At 71.8% G+C, this 16,791-nt stretch carries 19 protein-coding genes and 1 pseudogene; 6 read left to right on the top strand and 14 right to left on the bottom strand.

Translation table 11 applies throughout. From position 1 onward, the window contains the following. Positions 1-2: 2 nt before the first annotated feature. Positions 3-683 carry a response regulator transcription factor gene (locus NW895_RS38095; RefSeq protein WP_289941588.1) on the bottom strand — a complete coding sequence of 227 codons (681 nt, stop codon included), beginning with the start codon at positions 681-683 and terminating at the stop codon, positions 3-5. Between the two features lie 85 nt (positions 684-768). Next, a pseudogene (locus NW895_RS38090) lies at positions 769-2,015 on the bottom strand (histidine kinase). 180 nt (positions 2,016-2,195) lie between these two features. Here NW895_RS38090 and NW895_RS38085 point away from each other — a divergent pair. Continuing rightward, the gene (locus NW895_RS38085) at positions 2,196-2,396 is read left to right on the top strand and encodes a hypothetical protein (RefSeq protein ID WP_289941585.1); all 201 of its coding nucleotides are present in this window, start codon (positions 2,196-2,198) and stop codon (positions 2,394-2,396) included. A gap of 39 nt (positions 2,397-2,435) precedes the next feature. Here NW895_RS38085 and NW895_RS38080 read toward each other — a convergent pair whose 3' ends face one another. The 5 genes from NW895_RS38080 to NW895_RS38060 all read right to left on the bottom strand — a co-directional run bounded on the left by NW895_RS38080 (position 2,436) and on the right by NW895_RS38060 (position 5,249). Beyond that, entirely contained in the window at positions 2,436-2,831 is a 396-nt protein-coding gene (locus tag NW895_RS38080) for a ribonuclease domain-containing protein (RefSeq protein ID WP_289941584.1), read from the bottom strand. Between the two features lie 86 nt (positions 2,832-2,917). Then, positions 2,918-3,352, bottom strand: a complete 435-nt coding sequence (locus NW895_RS38075; protein ID WP_289941583.1) for a hypothetical protein — start codon at positions 3,350-3,352, stop codon at positions 2,918-2,920. Then, the gene (locus NW895_RS38070; RefSeq protein WP_289941582.1) at positions 3,349-4,029 is read right to left on the bottom strand and encodes a sigma-70 family RNA polymerase sigma factor; all 681 of its coding nucleotides are present in this window, start codon (positions 4,027-4,029) and stop codon (positions 3,349-3,351) included. Before NW895_RS38070 ends, NW895_RS38075 begins: the two co-directional genes overlap by 4 nt. 42 nt (positions 4,030-4,071) lie before the next feature. Beyond that, positions 4,072-4,491: an LAETG motif-containing sortase-dependent surface protein gene (locus tag NW895_RS38065; RefSeq protein ID WP_289941581.1), complete on the bottom strand. Its 420-nt coding sequence runs from the start codon at positions 4,489-4,491 to the stop codon at positions 4,072-4,074. A 122-nt stretch (positions 4,492-4,613) separates the two neighbouring features. Continuing rightward, positions 4,614-5,249, bottom strand: a complete 636-nt coding sequence (locus NW895_RS38060) for a dihydrofolate reductase family protein (protein ID WP_289941580.1) — start codon at positions 5,247-5,249, stop codon at positions 4,614-4,616. 189 nt (positions 5,250-5,438) lie between these two features. Between NW895_RS38060 and NW895_RS38055 the strand changes: the two genes are divergently transcribed. Continuing rightward, positions 5,439-6,182, top strand: a complete 744-nt coding sequence (locus NW895_RS38055; protein WP_289941579.1) for an SDR family oxidoreductase — start codon at positions 5,439-5,441, stop codon at positions 6,180-6,182. A gap of 82 nt (positions 6,183-6,264) precedes the next feature. On the opposite strand, the gene alc is transcribed toward NW895_RS38055, so the two are convergent. Then, positions 6,265-7,380: an allantoicase gene (gene alc / locus NW895_RS38050; RefSeq protein WP_289941578.1), complete on the bottom strand. Its 1,116-nt coding sequence runs from the start codon at positions 7,378-7,380 to the stop codon at positions 6,265-6,267. Between the two features lie 47 nt (positions 7,381-7,427). Further along, positions 7,428-8,768 (bottom strand): allantoinase AllB, encoded by a 1,341-nt coding sequence (gene allB / locus NW895_RS38045; RefSeq protein ID WP_289941576.1) that lies wholly within the window; start codon positions 8,766-8,768, stop codon positions 7,428-7,430. 249 nt (positions 8,769-9,017) lie between these two features. Between allB and NW895_RS38040 the strand changes: the two genes are divergently transcribed. Continuing rightward, positions 9,018-9,818 carry an IclR family transcriptional regulator gene (locus NW895_RS38040; protein WP_289941575.1) on the top strand — a complete coding sequence of 267 codons (801 nt, stop codon included), beginning with the start codon at positions 9,018-9,020 and terminating at the stop codon, positions 9,816-9,818. 26 nt (positions 9,819-9,844) lie between these two features. Here NW895_RS38040 and NW895_RS38035 read toward each other — a convergent pair whose 3' ends face one another. Next, the gene (locus NW895_RS38035; protein WP_289941573.1) at positions 9,845-10,159 is read right to left on the bottom strand and encodes a DUF5955 family protein; all 315 of its coding nucleotides are present in this window, start codon (positions 10,157-10,159) and stop codon (positions 9,845-9,847) included. A gap of 187 nt (positions 10,160-10,346) precedes the next feature. Here NW895_RS38035 and NW895_RS38030 point away from each other — a divergent pair, with 187 nt between their 5' ends. Then, positions 10,347-10,946 (top strand): nucleotidyltransferase family protein, encoded by a 600-nt coding sequence (locus NW895_RS38030; RefSeq protein WP_289941572.1) that lies wholly within the window; start codon positions 10,347-10,349, stop codon positions 10,944-10,946. A 132-nt stretch (positions 10,947-11,078) separates the two neighbouring features. Beyond that, the gene (aceB, locus tag NW895_RS38025) at positions 11,079-12,704 is read left to right on the top strand and encodes a malate synthase A (RefSeq protein ID WP_289941571.1); all 1,626 of its coding nucleotides are present in this window, start codon (positions 11,079-11,081) and stop codon (positions 12,702-12,704) included. Between the two features lie 12 nt (positions 12,705-12,716). On the opposite strand, the gene NW895_RS38020 is transcribed toward aceB, so the two are convergent. The 4 genes from NW895_RS38020 to NW895_RS38005 form a co-directional block, all read right to left on the bottom strand. Beyond that, positions 12,717-12,986 carry a SelT/SelW/SelH family protein gene (locus NW895_RS38020; RefSeq protein WP_289941569.1) on the bottom strand — a complete coding sequence of 90 codons (270 nt, stop codon included), beginning with the start codon at positions 12,984-12,986 and terminating at the stop codon, positions 12,717-12,719. Continuing rightward, positions 12,983-13,897 carry a HipA family kinase gene (locus NW895_RS38015; RefSeq protein WP_289941568.1) on the bottom strand — a complete coding sequence of 305 codons (915 nt, stop codon included), beginning with the start codon at positions 13,895-13,897 and terminating at the stop codon, positions 12,983-12,985. Before NW895_RS38015 ends, NW895_RS38020 begins: the two co-directional genes overlap by 4 nt. Positions 13,898-14,043: 146 nt before the next feature. Continuing rightward, positions 14,044-14,586 (bottom strand): GNAT family N-acetyltransferase, encoded by a 543-nt coding sequence (locus NW895_RS38010; protein ID WP_289941706.1) that lies wholly within the window; start codon positions 14,584-14,586, stop codon positions 14,044-14,046. Positions 14,587-14,871: 285 nt separating this feature from the next. Next, positions 14,872-15,804 carry an aminoglycoside phosphotransferase family protein gene (locus tag NW895_RS38005; RefSeq protein ID WP_289941566.1) on the bottom strand — a complete coding sequence of 311 codons (933 nt, stop codon included), beginning with the start codon at positions 15,802-15,804 and terminating at the stop codon, positions 14,872-14,874. Positions 15,805-15,849: 45 nt separating this feature from the next. On the opposite strand from NW895_RS38005, the gene NW895_RS38000 reads away from it, so the two are divergent. Beyond that, positions 15,850-16,506 carry a DinB family protein gene (locus tag NW895_RS38000; RefSeq protein ID WP_289941565.1) on the top strand — a complete coding sequence of 219 codons (657 nt, stop codon included), beginning with the start codon at positions 15,850-15,852 and terminating at the stop codon, positions 16,504-16,506. The last annotated feature ends 285 nt before the right edge of the window (positions 16,507-16,791 follow it).

The raw sequence follows: 16,791 nt of genomic DNA, 5'->3' as shown, positions 1-16,791 counted from the left end.
CGTCAGCGCCCTTCTGCCTCCCGTTCCTCCAGCAGCCCCGCGTCGTACGCCAACAGTGCGATCTGCACCCGGTTGTTGAGGTCGAGCTTGGCCAGGATGCGGGAGACGTGCGTCTTGACGGTGGCGACGCTCATGAAGAGCTCGCCGGCGATCTCGGCGTTGGCGAGGCCCCGGCCGACCGCGACGGCGACCTCGCGTTCGCGGTCGTTGAGGACGTCGATGCGGGCACGCGCGCGCGTGCGGCGTGTGTCGGCGGCGGTACCGGCCGCGTGCCGCATCAACTGGCGGGTGACGGCGGGCGACAGCACGGGATCTCCGGCCGCGACCTTGCGCACGGCGTCGAGGATCTCGGCGGGCGGGGTGTCCTTGAGGACGAATCCGGCGGCACCGGCCCGCAGGGCCCGCAGCACCTGTTCGTCGGCGTGGAAGGTGGTGAGGACCACGATCTGCGGGGCGTCCTTGCGTCCGCGCAGCCGCTCCGTGGCCGTCAGGCCGTCCACCGCCGGCATCCGGATGTCCATGAGGACGACGTCCGGACGGGTGCGGTCGACCAGCGCCTCGGCCTCGCCGCCGTCGGCGGCCTCCCCGACGATCTCGATGTCCTCCGCGCCGCCCATCATGAAGGACAGTCCGGCCCGCACCAGGGGATCGTCGTCGACGAGGAGCACTCTGATCGCAGTCATGGGGCTTACGTAATCACGTCCCGGGCCGTGCGCGGTCGGGGTTGTCAACTGCCGTGGCGGCACGGGTACATGAGGTGTCGCCCCCTCACGCCCACGGCAGCCACGCCCGCACCTCGAAGCCGCCGTCGGCCGTGGGGCCGTGCTCCAGCCTGCCGCCCGCCAGCGTGGCCCGCTCGGTCAGACCGATCAGGCCCTGCCCGGAGCCGGGGACGTGGGGCACCTCGCCCTCGGGCGGGGTGTTGTGGACGGAGACGGCGAGACCGTCGCCCGGTGCGCCGGTGACGGAGACGGTGACCTCCGTGCCGGGCGCGTGCTTGCGGGCGTTGGTCAGGCCCTCCTGGGCGATCCGGTAGGCGGTGCGGCCGACGGAGGCGGGGACGGCGGCGGGGTCGGTGACGCGGCGCGCGAGGGTGACCTTCATACCGGCCTCGCGGCACTCGGTGACGAGCGTGTCCAGGGCCGCGAGCGTCGGCTGGGGGCGCCCCGTGTCGTCGGGCTCCCCGGCCCGCAGAACGCCGATGATCTCCCGCAGGTCCTGCAGGGCCTCGTGGGCACTCTCACGGATGACGCCCGCCGTCCGCGCGACCTCCTCGCGAGAGGCGTCCGGCCGGAACTCCAGGGCACCCGCGTGCACGCTCAGCAGCGTCAGCCGGTGCGCGAGCACGTCGTGCATCTCCCGGGCGATGGCCTCGCGGGCGAGCCGCTGCGCCTGCTCCGCCCGCAATCCGGCCTCGGTCTCGGCGCGCCGGCGCGGTCGCGCAGGCTCAGCATGAGCTGCCGTTTGGCCCGCACGAACATGGCCCACCCGATGATGGCCAGGGTGAGCAGGGCACTGAGGACGACCGCCTGGGGGTAGGGCAGGTCGGGTTCCGGGCGAAGCCGGAAGAAGAGCGGGAGCAGCGCGACGCTGATCCCGCCCACCCAGGCCACGTACCGGAAGGGCCGGTGCACGGTGAGCGTGAAGAGGGCGACCAGGCAGGCCCCGCCCGCGGTGTTCGACAGGAAACCGACCGGAACCGACGCCACGGCGAGCCCGACCGGCCAGCGGCGGCGCAGCCAGACCGCGGCGCAGGCGAGCGCTCCGAGCCACTGGTCGAGGACGACGACGGCGTACGGGGTGGGGACGTCCTCCAGGGCGTCCGCGGCCAGCAGGCCGAGGACGACGGCGAACAGAAAGCAGCTGAAGTCGACGACCCAGTCGCGCGCGGTCCGCCGGGGCCGCCTTCCGGCCCTTTCCGCGCCGGGGGCGAGGTCATCGGCCACCGCCGCCGGTAAGAGCCAGCGTCGCTCGGGGAAGGCCGACGGCTCCGGCGCCGGCTGGTCACCACTCACAGTGGACGAATCTACGCAGCGCCGGCCGTCACCACCGCCACGCGCACGGGATCGCCCACCAAAGTCGTACGACCGCAGACTTTCGGCGCTGCCGGTGGGGAGTGGGCGGGAACTTCCGTCGGACATGCCTCGCCCCGCGGCCGATGTGCGTGGGGGGTCCGCGGGGCGAGGGTCTTACCCATGAAGGAGTTATTGGAGATTCTCGGATTCCTGGCCCTGGTGCAGGGCGTGGCGGGGCTGGTGCACGAGTTCACGGACTGGGACTGGGGCCTCGTGCAACGGCTCGGCTTCCTCGACGGCTACGAGATCTACGCGAGCGTCACGCTGCTCGTGCTGGGCCTCGCGCTGTTCGCCGCCGCCGAGAGCCGCAAGTCCGGCTGAACCCGTGGCACGGTGACCGTTCCAGGACCTGATGCGGCGTCAGCAGCCGTAGCCGACCAGGTCGAAGGAGGCGTAGTGGTCGGCCGTGTAGTAGTCCTCCTGGTACTCCTCGCCGGTGACGATGCGCCGTGCACCGCGCGTGGAGGAGCCAGGAGTGATGACCGTGTACTCGTGGTAGTACCCGGACGACCGGCTGGGCAGGATGCCTTCCCGGTTCTGGAAGACGCTGCCGTCCTGCGAGTACGGGTAGGGACCGCCCTGCTCGATCAGGTCGAGCGTGTCGTGGGCCTGGGAGGGCAGGTCGCCGTAGCAGATGGTGCCGACCGCGGTGGCGGCGGCGTCTGCCGTGGTCGCGGAGACGGTGCCGCCCATGAGGAGGGCGGACAGGAGAGCGGCTGCGGCGCCGATCCGAGTGGCGCGTGGGGGGAATCTCATGGCCCTCATCATGACGCGCGTAGATGATGGCATGTCAATGACAACGCCACGGATTTTTCCTTCAAGTCCGATGATGTTGCGGGGAGTTAACCTGACGTGGGCGGCGTGGTCGGCGTCGGGGCGGTGGAGGGCTCCTCGGTCGGTCTGCCGTCCGTCGAAGGCCGCGGGGACGGCGTGGGCTCCCGGGTGTCCGGGGCCGACGGGGTCGGTGACGGCGAGGCGGGGCGCGGCGAGGCCGGGCGGGGCGAAGTCGCCGGGTGGGGGCGCGGTGGGTCGGTGTCCGGGGCGAGCGTCAGGGCTCCGACCACGGTGGCCGCGGTCGCGGCGAGCGCGGCCAGCGGCAGTGCGAGACGGCGCGGGGGCAGCGTGAGGCGGGGCAGCACGAAGCGGCGCGGCGGGGGCCGGGGAGGGTCGGCCGGTCGCAGGTCGGCCGCGGTGATGGTGCGTGTACGGGCTTCCAAGGCGTGTCGTAGCCGCGTCTCGACGTGGCGCTCGGGGTCCGCGGGGACGTGGCGGTTCATGCCGGGGCCTCCAGGAGCTTCTCCAGCGCGTCGAGCGCACGGCTGGCGAGGGACTTCACCGATCCACGGCTGATGCCGAGCGTCTCGGCGATCTGCGCCTCCGACAGGTTGCTCCAGTAGCGCAGCACCAGCACCTCACGGCGACGACGGGTCAGCTTCGCCAGGGCCGCCAGCACTTCGCGATGCTCCTCGGCGAGGACGACGTGCTCCTCGGCCGAGGCCGCGTCGGCCTCGTACGGCGGTGTGTAGCCGCGCGCGGTGCGGCGGCGGCGCAGGACGGAACGGGAGCCGTTGACGACGGCGGTACGCAGATAGGCCAACGCGTTGTCGATCTCGTCGATCCGCTCCCCGTGACGCCGGTACAGCGCCGTGAACGCTTCCTGCACGACGTCCTCGGCGGTGGCCCGGTCGTCCACGAGCAGCACGGCCAGATGCACCATCCTCAGCCGGTGCGCGTGGTAGAGCTCGCTGAGGGTGGGCGCTGCCTCGCCGGTTCCCGGACGGACCGGGCCGGGGAACTCGTGGGTACCCCGTCCCGATGCGCCCCGTGCGGGAGCGTACGCCTCCACGTCCCTGGCGGACCGCGCCAGGCGTTCGCTGCGCTGCAGCAGGCGACCGCACAGGTCGCGCACGGTGAGGCGACCTGTGCTGAAGGGCCGTACGGCGGTGTGGTCCATGGGCTCCCTGACCGGTTCCTTGTGCTCGTGACCGCTCGAACCTCAGCGGGTCCGGCGGCGCCGCACGGCGTACAGGGCGCCGCCGCCCGCGGCGACGAGGACGGCGGCCCCGGCTCCCATGACGGCCGTGGTGGTGGAGGAGCCCGTGTGCGCCAGTTCGTCCTGGTCCGCGGAGCCGTCGGGGGCCGTGGTCGGAGCCTGGGAGGCAACCGGAGTGGGGGCCTGAGTGGGCCGGCCCGGGGTCGTCGGAACAGGAGTGGCCGCTTCCGCCGGCTCGGTGTCCGCTGTCGTCGGCTCGGTGTCCGCTGTCGTCGGCTCGGCCGTCGGTACCGGAGCCGGCGTGGCGTTCCGCTCGGCGGCATGGGCCGTGCCGGCCAGCGCCGGAACGGCGAGGGTCACCAGCAGTCCGCCGGCGACCAGGCCGCGCGTGAGGGGGCGGGGGCGGGGGTTCGTGGTCTTCACGTCGTACGTCTCCAGGTCGGCAACGCGGCGCCGAAGTGCGCCTTCACCCCTCACGACGCGCGACGAAGGCCCCGGTTGCCGCCCCACCCGAAGGAACAGAGGAGACCTGGGTCACACCGGACTCAGCCCTGGGCGCCGCTTTCCGGCAGCGCGTAGGAGCCGTACTCGGGCCGGCCCGCCAGGTCGTACGACTGGATGGAGACGCCGGCCGCGGTGATCCGGCCGCCGGTGTGGCGGAAGGCGGTCGGCACGGTGCCCTCGGTGAACAGGCGGCGGCCGGCGCCGAGCACGACCGGGAAGGTCAGCAGGTGGACGGTGTCGATCAGGTCGAGCGCCAGCAGGGACTGGGCGAGGGCGCCACTGCCGTGGATCTGGAGTTCGCCGGCGGTGCGCTCCTTGAGCTCGGTGACCTCCTTGGCGAGGTCGCCGCCGATCACGGTCGTGCCCTCCCACTCCGGCCGGCTGAGGGTGGTGGAGGCGACGTACTTCGGCAGGGCGTTCAGCTTCCCGGCGACGGGGTCTGCGGGATCGGTGATCTTCGGCCAGTACGAGGCGAAGATCTCGTACGTGCGGCGGCCCAGGAGGAACGCCGCCACGCGGTCGAAGACCTCGTTGACGAACCGGCCGAAGTCCTCGTCGCCGTACGGGACGCTCCAGCCACCCTGGTCGAAGCCGTCGCGGGTGTCCTCGTCGGGGCCGCCGGGTGCCTGGTAGACGCCGTCGAGGGTGACGAAGCTGGTGAGGACGAGCTTGCCCATGGCGGGTGCCTGCCTTCCTGTGCTCGGGTGGGTCCGCTGTCATGAGTTCAGACCCCACCTGCCCCCGCAACTCATCGGTCGGCCGGGTGGCCCCTCCCGGTGCATGAGTTCCGGCAGGCGCGGAGCGCGGCCCAGGTCGACGTCCGTTCGCCGCCAGCGCGTCCGGCCGGCGGCCGGTGGGATGGGCTCATGACTTCTCAAGGAACACTTCATGGCAAGGTCACCCTGGTCACCGGCGGCAGCCGCGGCATCGGCGCGGCGACGGCCCTGCGGCTGGCCCGGGAGGGAGCGGACGTGGCCGTCACCTATGTGAGCGGCAAGGAGGCGGCCGAGGACGTCGTGCGGGCCGTCGAGGCGCTGGGGCGCCGGGCGGTGGCCCTGCGCGCGGACTCGGCGGACGCGGCGGAGGCGGCCGGGGCCGTGGAGCGTACGGCCCAGGCGCTGGGCGGGCTGGACGTGCTGGTCAACAACGTGGGCGTCGGGCTGCTCGGCCCGGTGGAGAGCCTCTCCCTCACCGATGTCGACCGGGTCCTCGCCGTGAACGTGCGCGGTGTCTTCCTGGCCTCCCAGGCGGCCGCCGCGCGCATGGCCTCCGGCGGCCGGATCATCACCGTCGGCACCTGCATGTCACAGCGCGTGCCGGGTCCCGGCGGGACGCTGTACGCGATGAGCAAGTCGGCCCTGATCGGCCTGACCAAGGCGCTGGCCCGGGAGCTGGGCCCGCGTGGGATCACGGCGAACATCGTGCACCCGGGTCCCATCGACACGGACATGAACCCGGCGGACGGGCCGTACGCGGCGGGGCAGGCGGCGATGACCGCGCTGGGGCGGTTCGGGACGGCGGACGAGGTGGCGTCGACGGTCGCCCATCTGGCGGGGGCCGCCTATGTGACGGGCGCGGAGTTCGCGGTGGACGGCGGACACGCGGCGTAGGCCTTGGGCGGTCACGGCCTCGTCCTCGAACGCCGGACGGGCTGAGGCCGCCGTGACCGGCGTCGAAACCCCGGCGCCGGTCTCAGCCGCCCAGCTCCTGATGACGCGCCGCCAGCCTCGACATGCCCTCGTCCGTCAGGGAGCCGTGCAGCCGCAGGCGGGAGATGCCGCCGTCGGGGAATATGTCCACGCGCGCGTGCGTGCCGACGGCCGGGGCCGGCAGGACGAAGCGGTGGTTGGTGTCGGGCTGGAGGCGGGTGCGGGGCAGGATCTCCTGCCAGTCGCCCTCCTCACCGTCCCGTACCGACACCGACGCCCAGCCGGCGCTGTTGCCCTTCAGGTAAGCGGTGTCGATCTCGATCGCGCGGATCCGGGACCGGGCGACGAGCCGGTAGCGGATCCAGTCGTGGCCCTGGTCGCGGCGGCGCCGGGTCTCCCAGCCGTCGTCCATCTTGCGGGAGCGGCCCGGCTGGATGGTGTTCGTGGCGGGTGAGTAGAAGAGGTTCGAGGCGTCCTCGACCTGACCGCCGTTCTCCAGGGCGACGACGTCGAAGGTGCCCAGCACCGCCAGCCACGCCGGGTCCGGGACCACCTCGCCGTGCACGCGCAGGCGCGCGATGCCGCCGTCCGGGTGCTGCTTGACCCGCAGGTGCGTGAAGCGCTGCTCGACGGACACCTCGAAGCCGTTGGCCGCGTGGCCGCCCACCGGCGTGCGCGGGACCAGCGTCGTCCACTTCACGTCGTCACCGAGGAGGTCCTCGGGCGACGGGGTGCCCGGCACCGACGTGCCCTCGACCGACACCGCCTGCGGGTAGTTGCCGCGGAAGTGGGCCGTGTCGACGACGATGCCGCGGATGACTCCGGGCGCGCCGAGGCGGACCAGCGCCCAGTCGTGGTCCTCGGCCGCCGGCCACGGGTGGTCGGCCGAGGACCCCCTGCGCCGCCTCGTCTCCCAACCGTCCATGATCTTGCCCTTGTGCCCGAAGCGCTCGGGGTCGAACTCGGCCCGCTCGGGCACCAGCAGGTTCTCGCGCTGGGCGAAGAACTCGTCGTTGGCGGCGATGACACCCGCACCGAGGCGGCGGTCGGCGAGGTCGGCGTGGTGGGTGAAGGGGAAGTCGGCGGTGCGGTAGTCCGCGTACGGGTCACCGCCACCGTAGGGATGCGCGTCGCCGGTGAATCGAGGTGTCGCCGTCACAGTGATCAGGGCTTCCTTTCGGCAGTCGGCCTGCGGGGGCGGGTGAGTCAGCTGGGCCGGGTGAGCAGGCGTCCCTTCGGTTCGGTGAACTCTCCGTCCGCGACGATGCGTTCGCCGCGCAGCCAGGTGGACCTCACGACGCCGTACAGGGTCCGGCCGGCGTACGCCGTGACGGGGTTGCGGTGCTGGAGGGCCGCCGGGTCCACGGTGAAGGTCTCGTCGGGGGCGAGCACGGCGAAGTCGGCGTCGCGGCCCGGCGCGATGGCGCCCTTGCGGGCGTCGAGTCCCACCAGCTGGGCGGTGCGCGTCGACATCCAGCGGACCACGTCCTCCAGGCCGTGCCCCCGCCTGCGGGCCTCGGTCCACACCGCCGCCAGGCTGAGCTGGAGGCCCGAGATGCCGCCCCAGGCCGTCGCGAAGTCCGCCGTCTTCAGGTCGGCCGTCGACGGGGAGTGGTCGGTGACCACGCAGTCGATGGTGCCGTCGGCCAGCGCCTGCCAGAGGAGGTCCTGGTTGGCGGCCTCCCGGATGGGCGGGCAGCACTTGAACTCGCTGGCGCCGTCCGGGACCTCCTCGGCGGTGAGGGTCAGGTAGTGGGGGCAGGTCTCGACCGTGATGCGGACGCCCTCGGCCTTCGCGGCGGCGATCGACGGCAGGGCGTCGGAGGAGGACAGGTGCAGGACGTGCACGCGCGCGTGGTGCCGCTTCGCCAGCGCGATGAGGCCCGCGATGGCGGAGTCCTCGGCGTGGCGCGGGCGGCTGGCGAGGAAGTCGGCGTACTTGGGGCCGCCCTGCTGCGGGGCGGCGTCGAGGTGGAGCGGGTCCTCGGCGTGCACGATCAGCAGGCCGTCGAAGCCGGCGATCTCCGCGAGGGAGCGGGCCAGGCCGTCCTGTTCGAGGTGCGGGAACTCGTCCACGCCGGACGGTGACAGGAACGCCTTGAAGCCGAAGACGCCGGCGTCGTGCAGCGGGCGCAGGTCCTTGACGTTGCCGGGCAGCGCGCCGCCCCAGAAGCCGACGTCGATGTGCGCCTTGGCGGCGGCGACCTCCTGCTTGGTACGGAGGTGGTCGACCGTCGTCGTCGGCGGGAGGGAGTTGAGCGGCATGTCGACGAGGGTGGTGATGCCGCCTGCCGCGGCCGCGCGGGTGGCGGTCCAGAAGCCCTCCCATTCGGTGCGGCCGGGGTCGTTGACGTGCACGTGCGTGTCGACCAGGCCGGGCAGCAGGACGTCGTCGCCGAAGTCCTCCAGTCGGGCTCCGGCCGGTACGTCGGCGTCGTACGCGAGGACGGCGGTGATCCTGCCGTGCGCGACCGTGACCGTCGCGGGACGCGTCCCCTCGGGGGTGATGACGCGCGTCGAGCGCAGCACCAGTTCAGCGTCGGACACCCGAGCCCCTCTCTGCCGCCGTGCCGCCCGGGCAACGGGCTTCAACACTCTGTTGAAGGAGTCTTCACCCCTGCTCCCGGGCCAGTCAAGGGCACACTTGTCCAGGGTGCACCTGACAGCCTTACCCTGGACCTTTCCATGAAGCGGAATGGGAATTCCAGTAAGCAGAACGTATCCATGCATGGGCGAGGAGTCAACCGACCCCCGGGTAGGCTTCTGCCCTTCCGCCAGTCCCGAAAGGAACGCGCCGTGCCGACGTCCAGCGCCAGCACCACCGACTCCGCCCGGCCCGCCACCGGCGGCGTCCAGTCCCTGGAGCGCGCCTTCGACCTGCTCGAACGGATGGCGGACGCGGGCGGCGAGGTCGGCTTGAGCGAGCTGTCCGCCAGCAGCGGGCTGCCGCTGCCCACCATCCACCGGCTGATGCGCACCCTGGTGGCCTGCGGGTACGTCCGCCAGCAGGCCAACCGCCGGTATGCGCTCGGCCCGCGCCTGATCCGGCTCGGCGAGTCCGCGTCCCGGCTGCTGGGCACCTGGGCACGCCCCCATCTCGCCCGCCTGGTCGAGGAGACCGGCGAGACGGCGAACATGGCGCTGCTCGACGGGGACGAGATCGTGTACGTGGCGCAGGTGCCGTCCAAGCACTCGATGCGCATGTTCACCGAGGTCGGTCGGCGCGTCCTGCCGCACTCCACCGGCGTCGGCAAGGCCCTGCTCGCGGGCTTCCCGCCGGAGGAGGTGCGGGCCCTGCTCGCCCGGACCGGCATGCCCGCCGCGACGGAGAAGACGATCACCACGCCGGACGGCTTCCTCGCCGCGCTGGAGGAGGTGCGGCGGCAGGGGTACGCGATCGACGACAACGAGCAGGAGATGGGCGTCCGCTGCCTCGCGGTCTCCGTGCCCGACTCCCCCACCGCGGCGGCCATCTCGATCTCCGGCCCGGCGGGACGGGTCACCGAGGCGGCGACGGAGAAGATCGTGCCGGTGCTGCAGCAGGTGGCGGCGGAACTCTCGGAGACACTGACGAGCTCGGGCGGACCGGCGGCCTGAGCATCACGGGGCCCTGCCGCACATCCTCAGCGGCGCGGCGGCTCCCCGAACAGGTCCACCGCGTCGCGGACCTCCGACAGCCCCCGCGACAAGGCGCTGACGGACCCGATCGCGCCCGCGATCAGCAGCAGCGAGCGGCGCAGGCGCGGGATCTCGGGTGCGCCGTGGGTGGCCATGGCGGCGAGGGCGGCGAGTTCGTCCTCGGCGATGGCACGGTCGGGAAACTCCGCAGGATGCGCGGCGAGTTCGCGGCGCAGCCGGGACACCGCGGTCCGCAGTTCCGCCACCCTCGGATCCTCGTCGCTGCCGGTCACTGGCCTCTGCCCCAAGCTCCGCAACACAGCTCTCCCCCTCGCACGCCGTTGTGCGCCTCTACGTCGTGGTCGCGCCGAGTGCCCCGGTGGCGCGGGTCGCGCGCTCCGGGGACGCCGGTAGTAAACGCCACCCGTGCGCGACGCGCCACCACGCGGACCGAAATTCAGCCCAAGGAATCCCGGCGGACGCCGGAGCGTCAGGTATGCAGGACGCATGACGGAGTACGAAGAGCAGGTCATCGGGGTGCTCCTGGCGGCCGGGGGCGGGCGGCGGCTGGGCGGGTGTCCGAAAGCACTCCTCGAACATCGGGGACAGACGCTCGTCGAACGCGCGGTCGGGGCCCTCCGGGCGGGCGGCTGCGCGCGCGTGCACGTGGTTCTGGGGGCGCGCGCCGATGCCGTACGGGAGCGGGCGGAGCTCGGCGGGTGCGTACTGGTGGACAACCCGGAGTGGGAGCAGGGCATGGGGACGTCACTGCGGGCCGGGCTCGGCTCGCTCGCCGGGACGGGCGCGCGGGCCGCGCTGGTCTCGCTCGTGGACCAGCCCGGCATCGGCCCGGAGGCGGTGGCCCGGGTGCTCGCCGCCCACCGGGACGAGACGTCCCTCGTCTCCGCGGCGTACGAGGGCGTGCGCGGGCATCCCGTCCTCTTCGGCTCGGCCCACTGGGCGGGCATCGCGGCGACCGCGACCGGGGACCGGGGGGCACGCGCCTATCTCAAGGAGCACGCGGAGGCGATCACGCTCGTCGAGTGCGGAGATGTGGCGCGACCGTACGACATCGACACGGAGGCCGATCTGGCGTATCTGGAGTGACTCGCTCCGGAGGAGTTCGACATCAACAAATCATTGAACTTCCACAATGAGGAAAGTATTATCCATTGACATCCGGTATCACGGGACCGTCCGTACCGCGCAGCCCCAGCCCGTTGAAGGAAGTGACCGTTCATGTCCGCACCAGCGCCGTCTCCGCTGGCCATCGTCGACGCCGAGCCCCTGCCCCGGCAGGAGGAGGTCCTCACCGACGCGGCGCTCGCGTTCGTGGCCGAGCTGCACCGGCGGTTCACGCCCCGGCGTGACGAGCTCCTCGCCCGCCGCGCCGAGCGCCGCGCCGAGATCGCCCGCACCTCCACGCTCGACTTCCTCCCGGAGACCGCCGCCATCCGCGCGGACGACTCCTGGACGGTGGCCCCGGCGCCGGAGGCCCTGAACGACCGCCGGGTCGAGATCACCGGCCCCACCGACCGCAAGATGACCATCAACGCCCTCAACTCGGGCGCCAGGGTCTGGCTCGCGGACTTCGAGGACGCCTCCGCGCCGACCTGGGAGAACGTCGTCCTCGGCCAGGTGAACATGGCCGACGCGTACACCCGGAACATCGACTTCACCGACGAGCGCACCGGCAAGTCGTACGCGCTGCGGCCGAACGAGGAGCTGGCGACCGTCGTCATGCGCCCCCGGGGCTGGCACCTGAACGAACGCCACCTCGTCGACGAGCACGGCACCCCGGTGCCCGGCGCCCTGGTCGACTTCGGCCTGTACTTCTTCCACAACGCCCAGCGCCTGCTGGACCTCGGCAAGGGCCCGTACTTCTACCTCCCCAAGACGGAGTCGCACCTGGAGGCCCGCCTCTGGAACGACGTCTTCGTCTTCGCTCAGGACTACGTCGGCATCCCCCAGGGCACCATCCGCGCCACCGTGCTCATCGAGACGATCACGGCCGCCTACGAGATGGAGGAGATCCTCTACGAACTCCGCGACCACGCCTCGGGGTTGAACGCCGGCCGCTGGGACTACCTCTTCTCCATCGTCAAGAACTTCCGCGACGGCGGAGCCAAGTTCGTCCTGCCGGACCGCAACGCGGTCACGATGACCGCCCCGTTCATGCGCGCGTACACCGAACTCCTGGTCCGCACCTGCCACAAGCGCGGCGCCCACGCCATCGGCGGCATGGCGGCCTTCATCCCCTCCCGCAGGGACCCGGAGGTCAACAAGGTCGCCTTCGAGAAGGTCCGCGCCGACAAGGACCGCGAGGCGAACGACGGCTTCGACGGCTCCTGGGTCGCCCACCCCGACCTGGTGCCGATCGCCATGGAGTCCTTCGACCGGGTCCTCGGGGACCGCCCGAACCAGAAGGACCGGCTGCGCGAGGACGTCGACGTCAAGGCGGCCGACCTGATCGCCATCGACTCCCTGGACGCCAAGCCGACGTACGCGGGCCTGGTCAACGCCGTCCAGGTCGGCATCCGCTACATCGAGGCCTGGCTGCGCGGACTCGGCGCGGTCGCCATCTTCAACCTGATGGAGGACGCGGCCACCGCCGAGATCTCCCGCTCGCAGATCTGGCAGTGGATCAACGCGGGCATCGTCCTCGACAACGGCGAGAAGGTCACCGCCGACCTGGTCCGCAAGGTCGCCGCGGAGGATCTCGCGAACATCAAGGCCGAGATCGGCGAGGAGGCCTTCGCGGCCGGCAACTGGCAGCAGGCCCACGACCTGCTGCTCCAGGTCTCCCTCGACGAGAACTACGCGGACTTCCTGACCCTGCCGGCGTACGAGCAGCTCAAGGGCTGACGCCCACCCGGCTCACTTGTCCGAGTGGCCCAGGGACTTCCCCGGGGCCACTCGGTCGCGTACGGCCTGCTTGACCGCAGTGGGCTCCGGGAAGCCCTGCTCACGGCGGTCCCAGACCACCTCGTCGTTCACCCTGACGACGAAGACACCGCCCGTGCCGGGCTTCAGCGACAGTTCCGTCAGCTCGGTCTCGAACGTCGTCAGCAGCTCCTGCGCCAGCCAGGCGGCGCGCGGCAGCCATCGGCACTGGGTGCAGTACTCGATCTGCACGGTGTGGGTCATCCGAAGTGCACCGACCAATCCTGTTCCGCCGCCGGTTTGCCGTGCAGATCGGGGACCCGCTTGAGCCAGTCCGGGCGGCCCTGTTGGGTGCGTGCCGCGCGGAGGGCCTCCTCGGCGGCGAGTTGGTCCCGGCTGGGGAAGTCCGTGGGGAGCCATGCCTCGGACGCCTGCACGCGCGCGTGGAGGTAGTCCACGTAGGCGGTGCGGGCCTCCTCCGGCGTCGCGAAGCCGGGCTCGTCGGCCAGCCAGGCGTCCGGAACCTCGGCCACGATCGACCGCAGCAGCTCCCGTGTCACCTTCGGCGCCAGTTCCCCGTCCGCTGCCCGCACGTCCGGGCCGTAGTGGCCGAGGGCGTGGTGGCGGAAGTCGTACGCCTTCGCGGGGTCGGAGCCGTCCCAGCGGTGGTGGAAGACGAGGGCGGCACCGTGGTCGATCAGCCACAGGTGCGGGGGTGCGGTGCCGAACGTGGGCCAGATCATCAGGTTGGAGCTGTGGATCGTGCGGTCGACGTTCGCGGTCAGCGCGTCCAGCCAGACGATCCTGCCCGCCTCCAGCGGATCGACGGGAAAGACCTGGGCCACCTCCGGCGTGAAGTCCTTCGCGCCCGGCAGATAGTCCATGCCCAGGTTGACCCCCGCGCTGGCGCGGTGCAGCTCCCGCACCTCCTGGTGGGGTTCGTGCTCGGCGATCGCCGGGTCGAAGCGCACCAGGACCAGTTCGGGGAAGCGCAGCCCGAGGGCGTGGGCCAGTTCCCCGACGATCACCTCGGCGACGAGCGCCTTGCGCCCCTGGGCGGAGCCGGTGAACTTCACGACGTACGTGCCCAGGTCGTCGGCTTCGACGACGCCGGGGACGGAGCCGCCGGAGCGCAGAGGCTCGACGTAGCGGGTCGCGAAGACCTCTCTCAGCATGTTCCCAGGCCACCCGCCTCTTCAGCCTTGAAATCCACGCTCAGCCGGCATGCGGATCTCCCTGTCTCCCCAGCAGTCCATCGTTGGCCGTCCGCCCCTTGCTTCCGGCCTCCGGCCTCCCGAGGCTACCGTCCTCGTCGCCGCCCTCAACGAGTGGTGGCGAGGTACTGGTCCGACGACAACTCGAACACCCGTACGCGCCGGCCGCAGGTCGGATTGACGGTCTCACGGACCAGACGCATCCCCAGTTTGGTCATGATCCGTTCGGAGGCGTCGTTGCCCACTTGAGTGATGCTGACGATCCGCTCCAGCCCTCGCTCTTCGAACCCGAACCGTACAGCGGCCGCAGCGGCCTCGGTGGCCAGGCCCTGCCCCCAGTGCGAACGTCCCAGCCGCCAGCCGACCTCAACCGCCGGCAGTACCTCCGGCAAGAAGTGGGGCACCGACAGGCCGGTGAATCCGGCCAGCTCGCCAGTGGACCGGAGCTCCACGGCGAACAGGCCGAAGCCCTGTGACTCCCACTCGCTCTCCCATGCCTGGATCCCGCGGCGGGTCTGCTGTTCGTCACGGACGCTGCCGTCACGGATCCACCGCATGACCTCGGGGTCGGCATGGACGGCAGCCATGGGAGCGATGTCTTCCTCGCGCCAGCGACGCAGGATCAAACGAGGAGTCTCAAGCGTGACCATCCGATCATTCTGGATCACGGATGGGCCCTGACGGGTCAGTGTCTCGAAGCCGGCCTCGTCGCAGTACTGCACGACACACACCTCGGCCTCGGCGTCACCGTCGCTGATCGCCCCGGCCGTCTCCTCGCCCCGCAGTGTTCGCATCGCGAGGAAGGCGTCCTGAGCGGCGAGCTCTGCTTTCGCGTACGCCGGCGACTCGGGCGTGACCGTTTCCGCGGCGTTGATCACGGTGATCAACGGTGGCCGCACTCGCCCACCCACCGGGAGCCGGTCGGCGCCGTCGCACTACACGCGTTCGGTGAGCAACTCCGCCAGGCGGTCGGCGCATTCGGTGAGCCAGTCCAGCCGTGGTCCGGTGCGGGCGATACGAAAACCGTGGCGGCGGCCCCAGAACGCAGCCTGGACGGCGTGGAACTGGGCCCACCGCTGGACGCGCTCACGGTCGAGTTCCGCGGCCTCTGCGAAGACGTCCAAGACGCGGTGGACGGCCTTGCGCAGGTCGTCCGCCGCAAGGAGCGTCAGCGCGCGGGACTTCAGCAGTGTGCCGCCGTCGTAGGCGGGATCTCCGGCGTACCCCTTGGGGTCGACGGCCAGCCACGGCTCCCGGTCGGCACGCAGGATGTTCCGGGCATGGAGGTCGCCATGGATGAGGGTGTCGGGCTGGGCCCGGCCCAGCTCCCGAACGGTCGCCACGGCGGCATCCAGCACCTGACGCGGCAGTGCATGCGGCAGTTCCTCTGCATCCTTGCACAGCTGCTCCTCCCAGGCATCGGCCTGCTCACGCAGCCGGGGCAGACCGGGCGGTGCGGGGATGGCCAGGCGGCGATTGAGCCGCCCGGCGACCGTCACCACCTCGTCGCCGTCCTCGACTTCCGCCAGGGTCGATGACTGAACCCGCTCCAGCAGCATCGCGAATCGCTCGTCGTCGCGCTCATGCAGCAGGACGGCACCGCACCCGCCCCACGCGACGAACGCATCCGGCTCATGGACGTTGCCGGGGTGCGGAAACGACACCTTCAGCACGGCGCTCTCCCCATCCCGCCGCCGTACCGGAACGATGACGCCGACGCCCCCGTGCATGACCTCGCCATCCGGCACGCACCCCCAACGTCCCAGCAGCTCCTCCACTGTCCCGGGCAGCTCGGCGAGCCACGCCGCCCCGGCCTCCCCCTCGCGGTCGACCGTGCTCTGTGCGAACTCCTCCGGCATCACGATCATCCCGGCACCCTACGCGCCGGCCTGCAGTCGGGATACCGTCCTGCCATGTCCCGATCAGCCGACATCGGCCCCTCCCCGTCCTCCGTCACGGCGGATGACCTCGACCGTGCCGTGCAACTCGCGGTGGCGGTCCTTCGCGAGGCGCCCCCAGCCGCGTGGGAGAGAAAGGCGGGTCCGTTGGAGTGGGACTGCTGGGAGACCGTCGAGCACCTCAGCGACGACCTCTTCGCATACGCCGTGCAACTGGGCCCCAGAACGCCCCCCTTGGGCGGCGAGGTGCCTTTCGTGTGGGAGAGCAGGCGGCCCGGCGGCCCGGCGAACGCGGTGCACGCGGACCGCAAGGCGGGGCCGGCCGGCCTGCTGCAGGTGCTGGAGGCCAGCGGCGCGCTGCTGGTCGCCATGGTGCGCACGACGTCTCCGGAGGTTCGCGCCTACCACGTCTTCGGCGTTTCCGACGCCGAGGGCTTCGCCGCGATGGGGATCGTGGAGACCCTGGTTCACACGCACGACCTGGCCCAAGGACTCGGGCTCGCCTGGAACCCACCCGCCGATCTGTGCTCGCGGGTGCTCGCCCGGCTGTTTCCGAACGCCCCGGGGACCACGGACCCCTGGCCCACCTTGCTGTGGGCCACCGGACGCGCCGAGCTGCCCGGGCGGCCTCGTCTGAACTCGTGGCGGTGGGACGGCACGCCTCAGTACTAGGGGATCTTGCCCGCGGGTCGGCGAGGACGTAGCCGAGCCGCCGGTGCTCCAGCGCGGCACTCGACGGCGACGCCGAACGGCCGAGGTGCGGTCGGGACCTGCTGAAGCAGACGGCTCCTCGCCCACCTGCGCCCCGTGCGCAGGAACCTGACCTGACAAAACGCCCCAGTGGGCAGCGCAGCAGCGTCATCGGTACCCGTTGTGGCCGCCAGGCACTCTTTATGCTGCTCGCTCACCTGCGACGCCACGTCGGGGGCCCGCGCCGCTGGGGTGCCGCATCACCGC

The sequence above is a fragment of the Streptomyces sp. S.PNR 29 genome (genome assembly GCF_030386795.1).
In the GTDB taxonomy this organism is placed as follows: Bacteria; Actinomycetota; Actinomycetes; order Streptomycetales; family Streptomycetaceae; genus Streptomyces.
The sequence above is the reverse complement of the archived record's forward strand: the minus strand, read 5'-3'. Positions and strand labels throughout refer to the sequence as shown.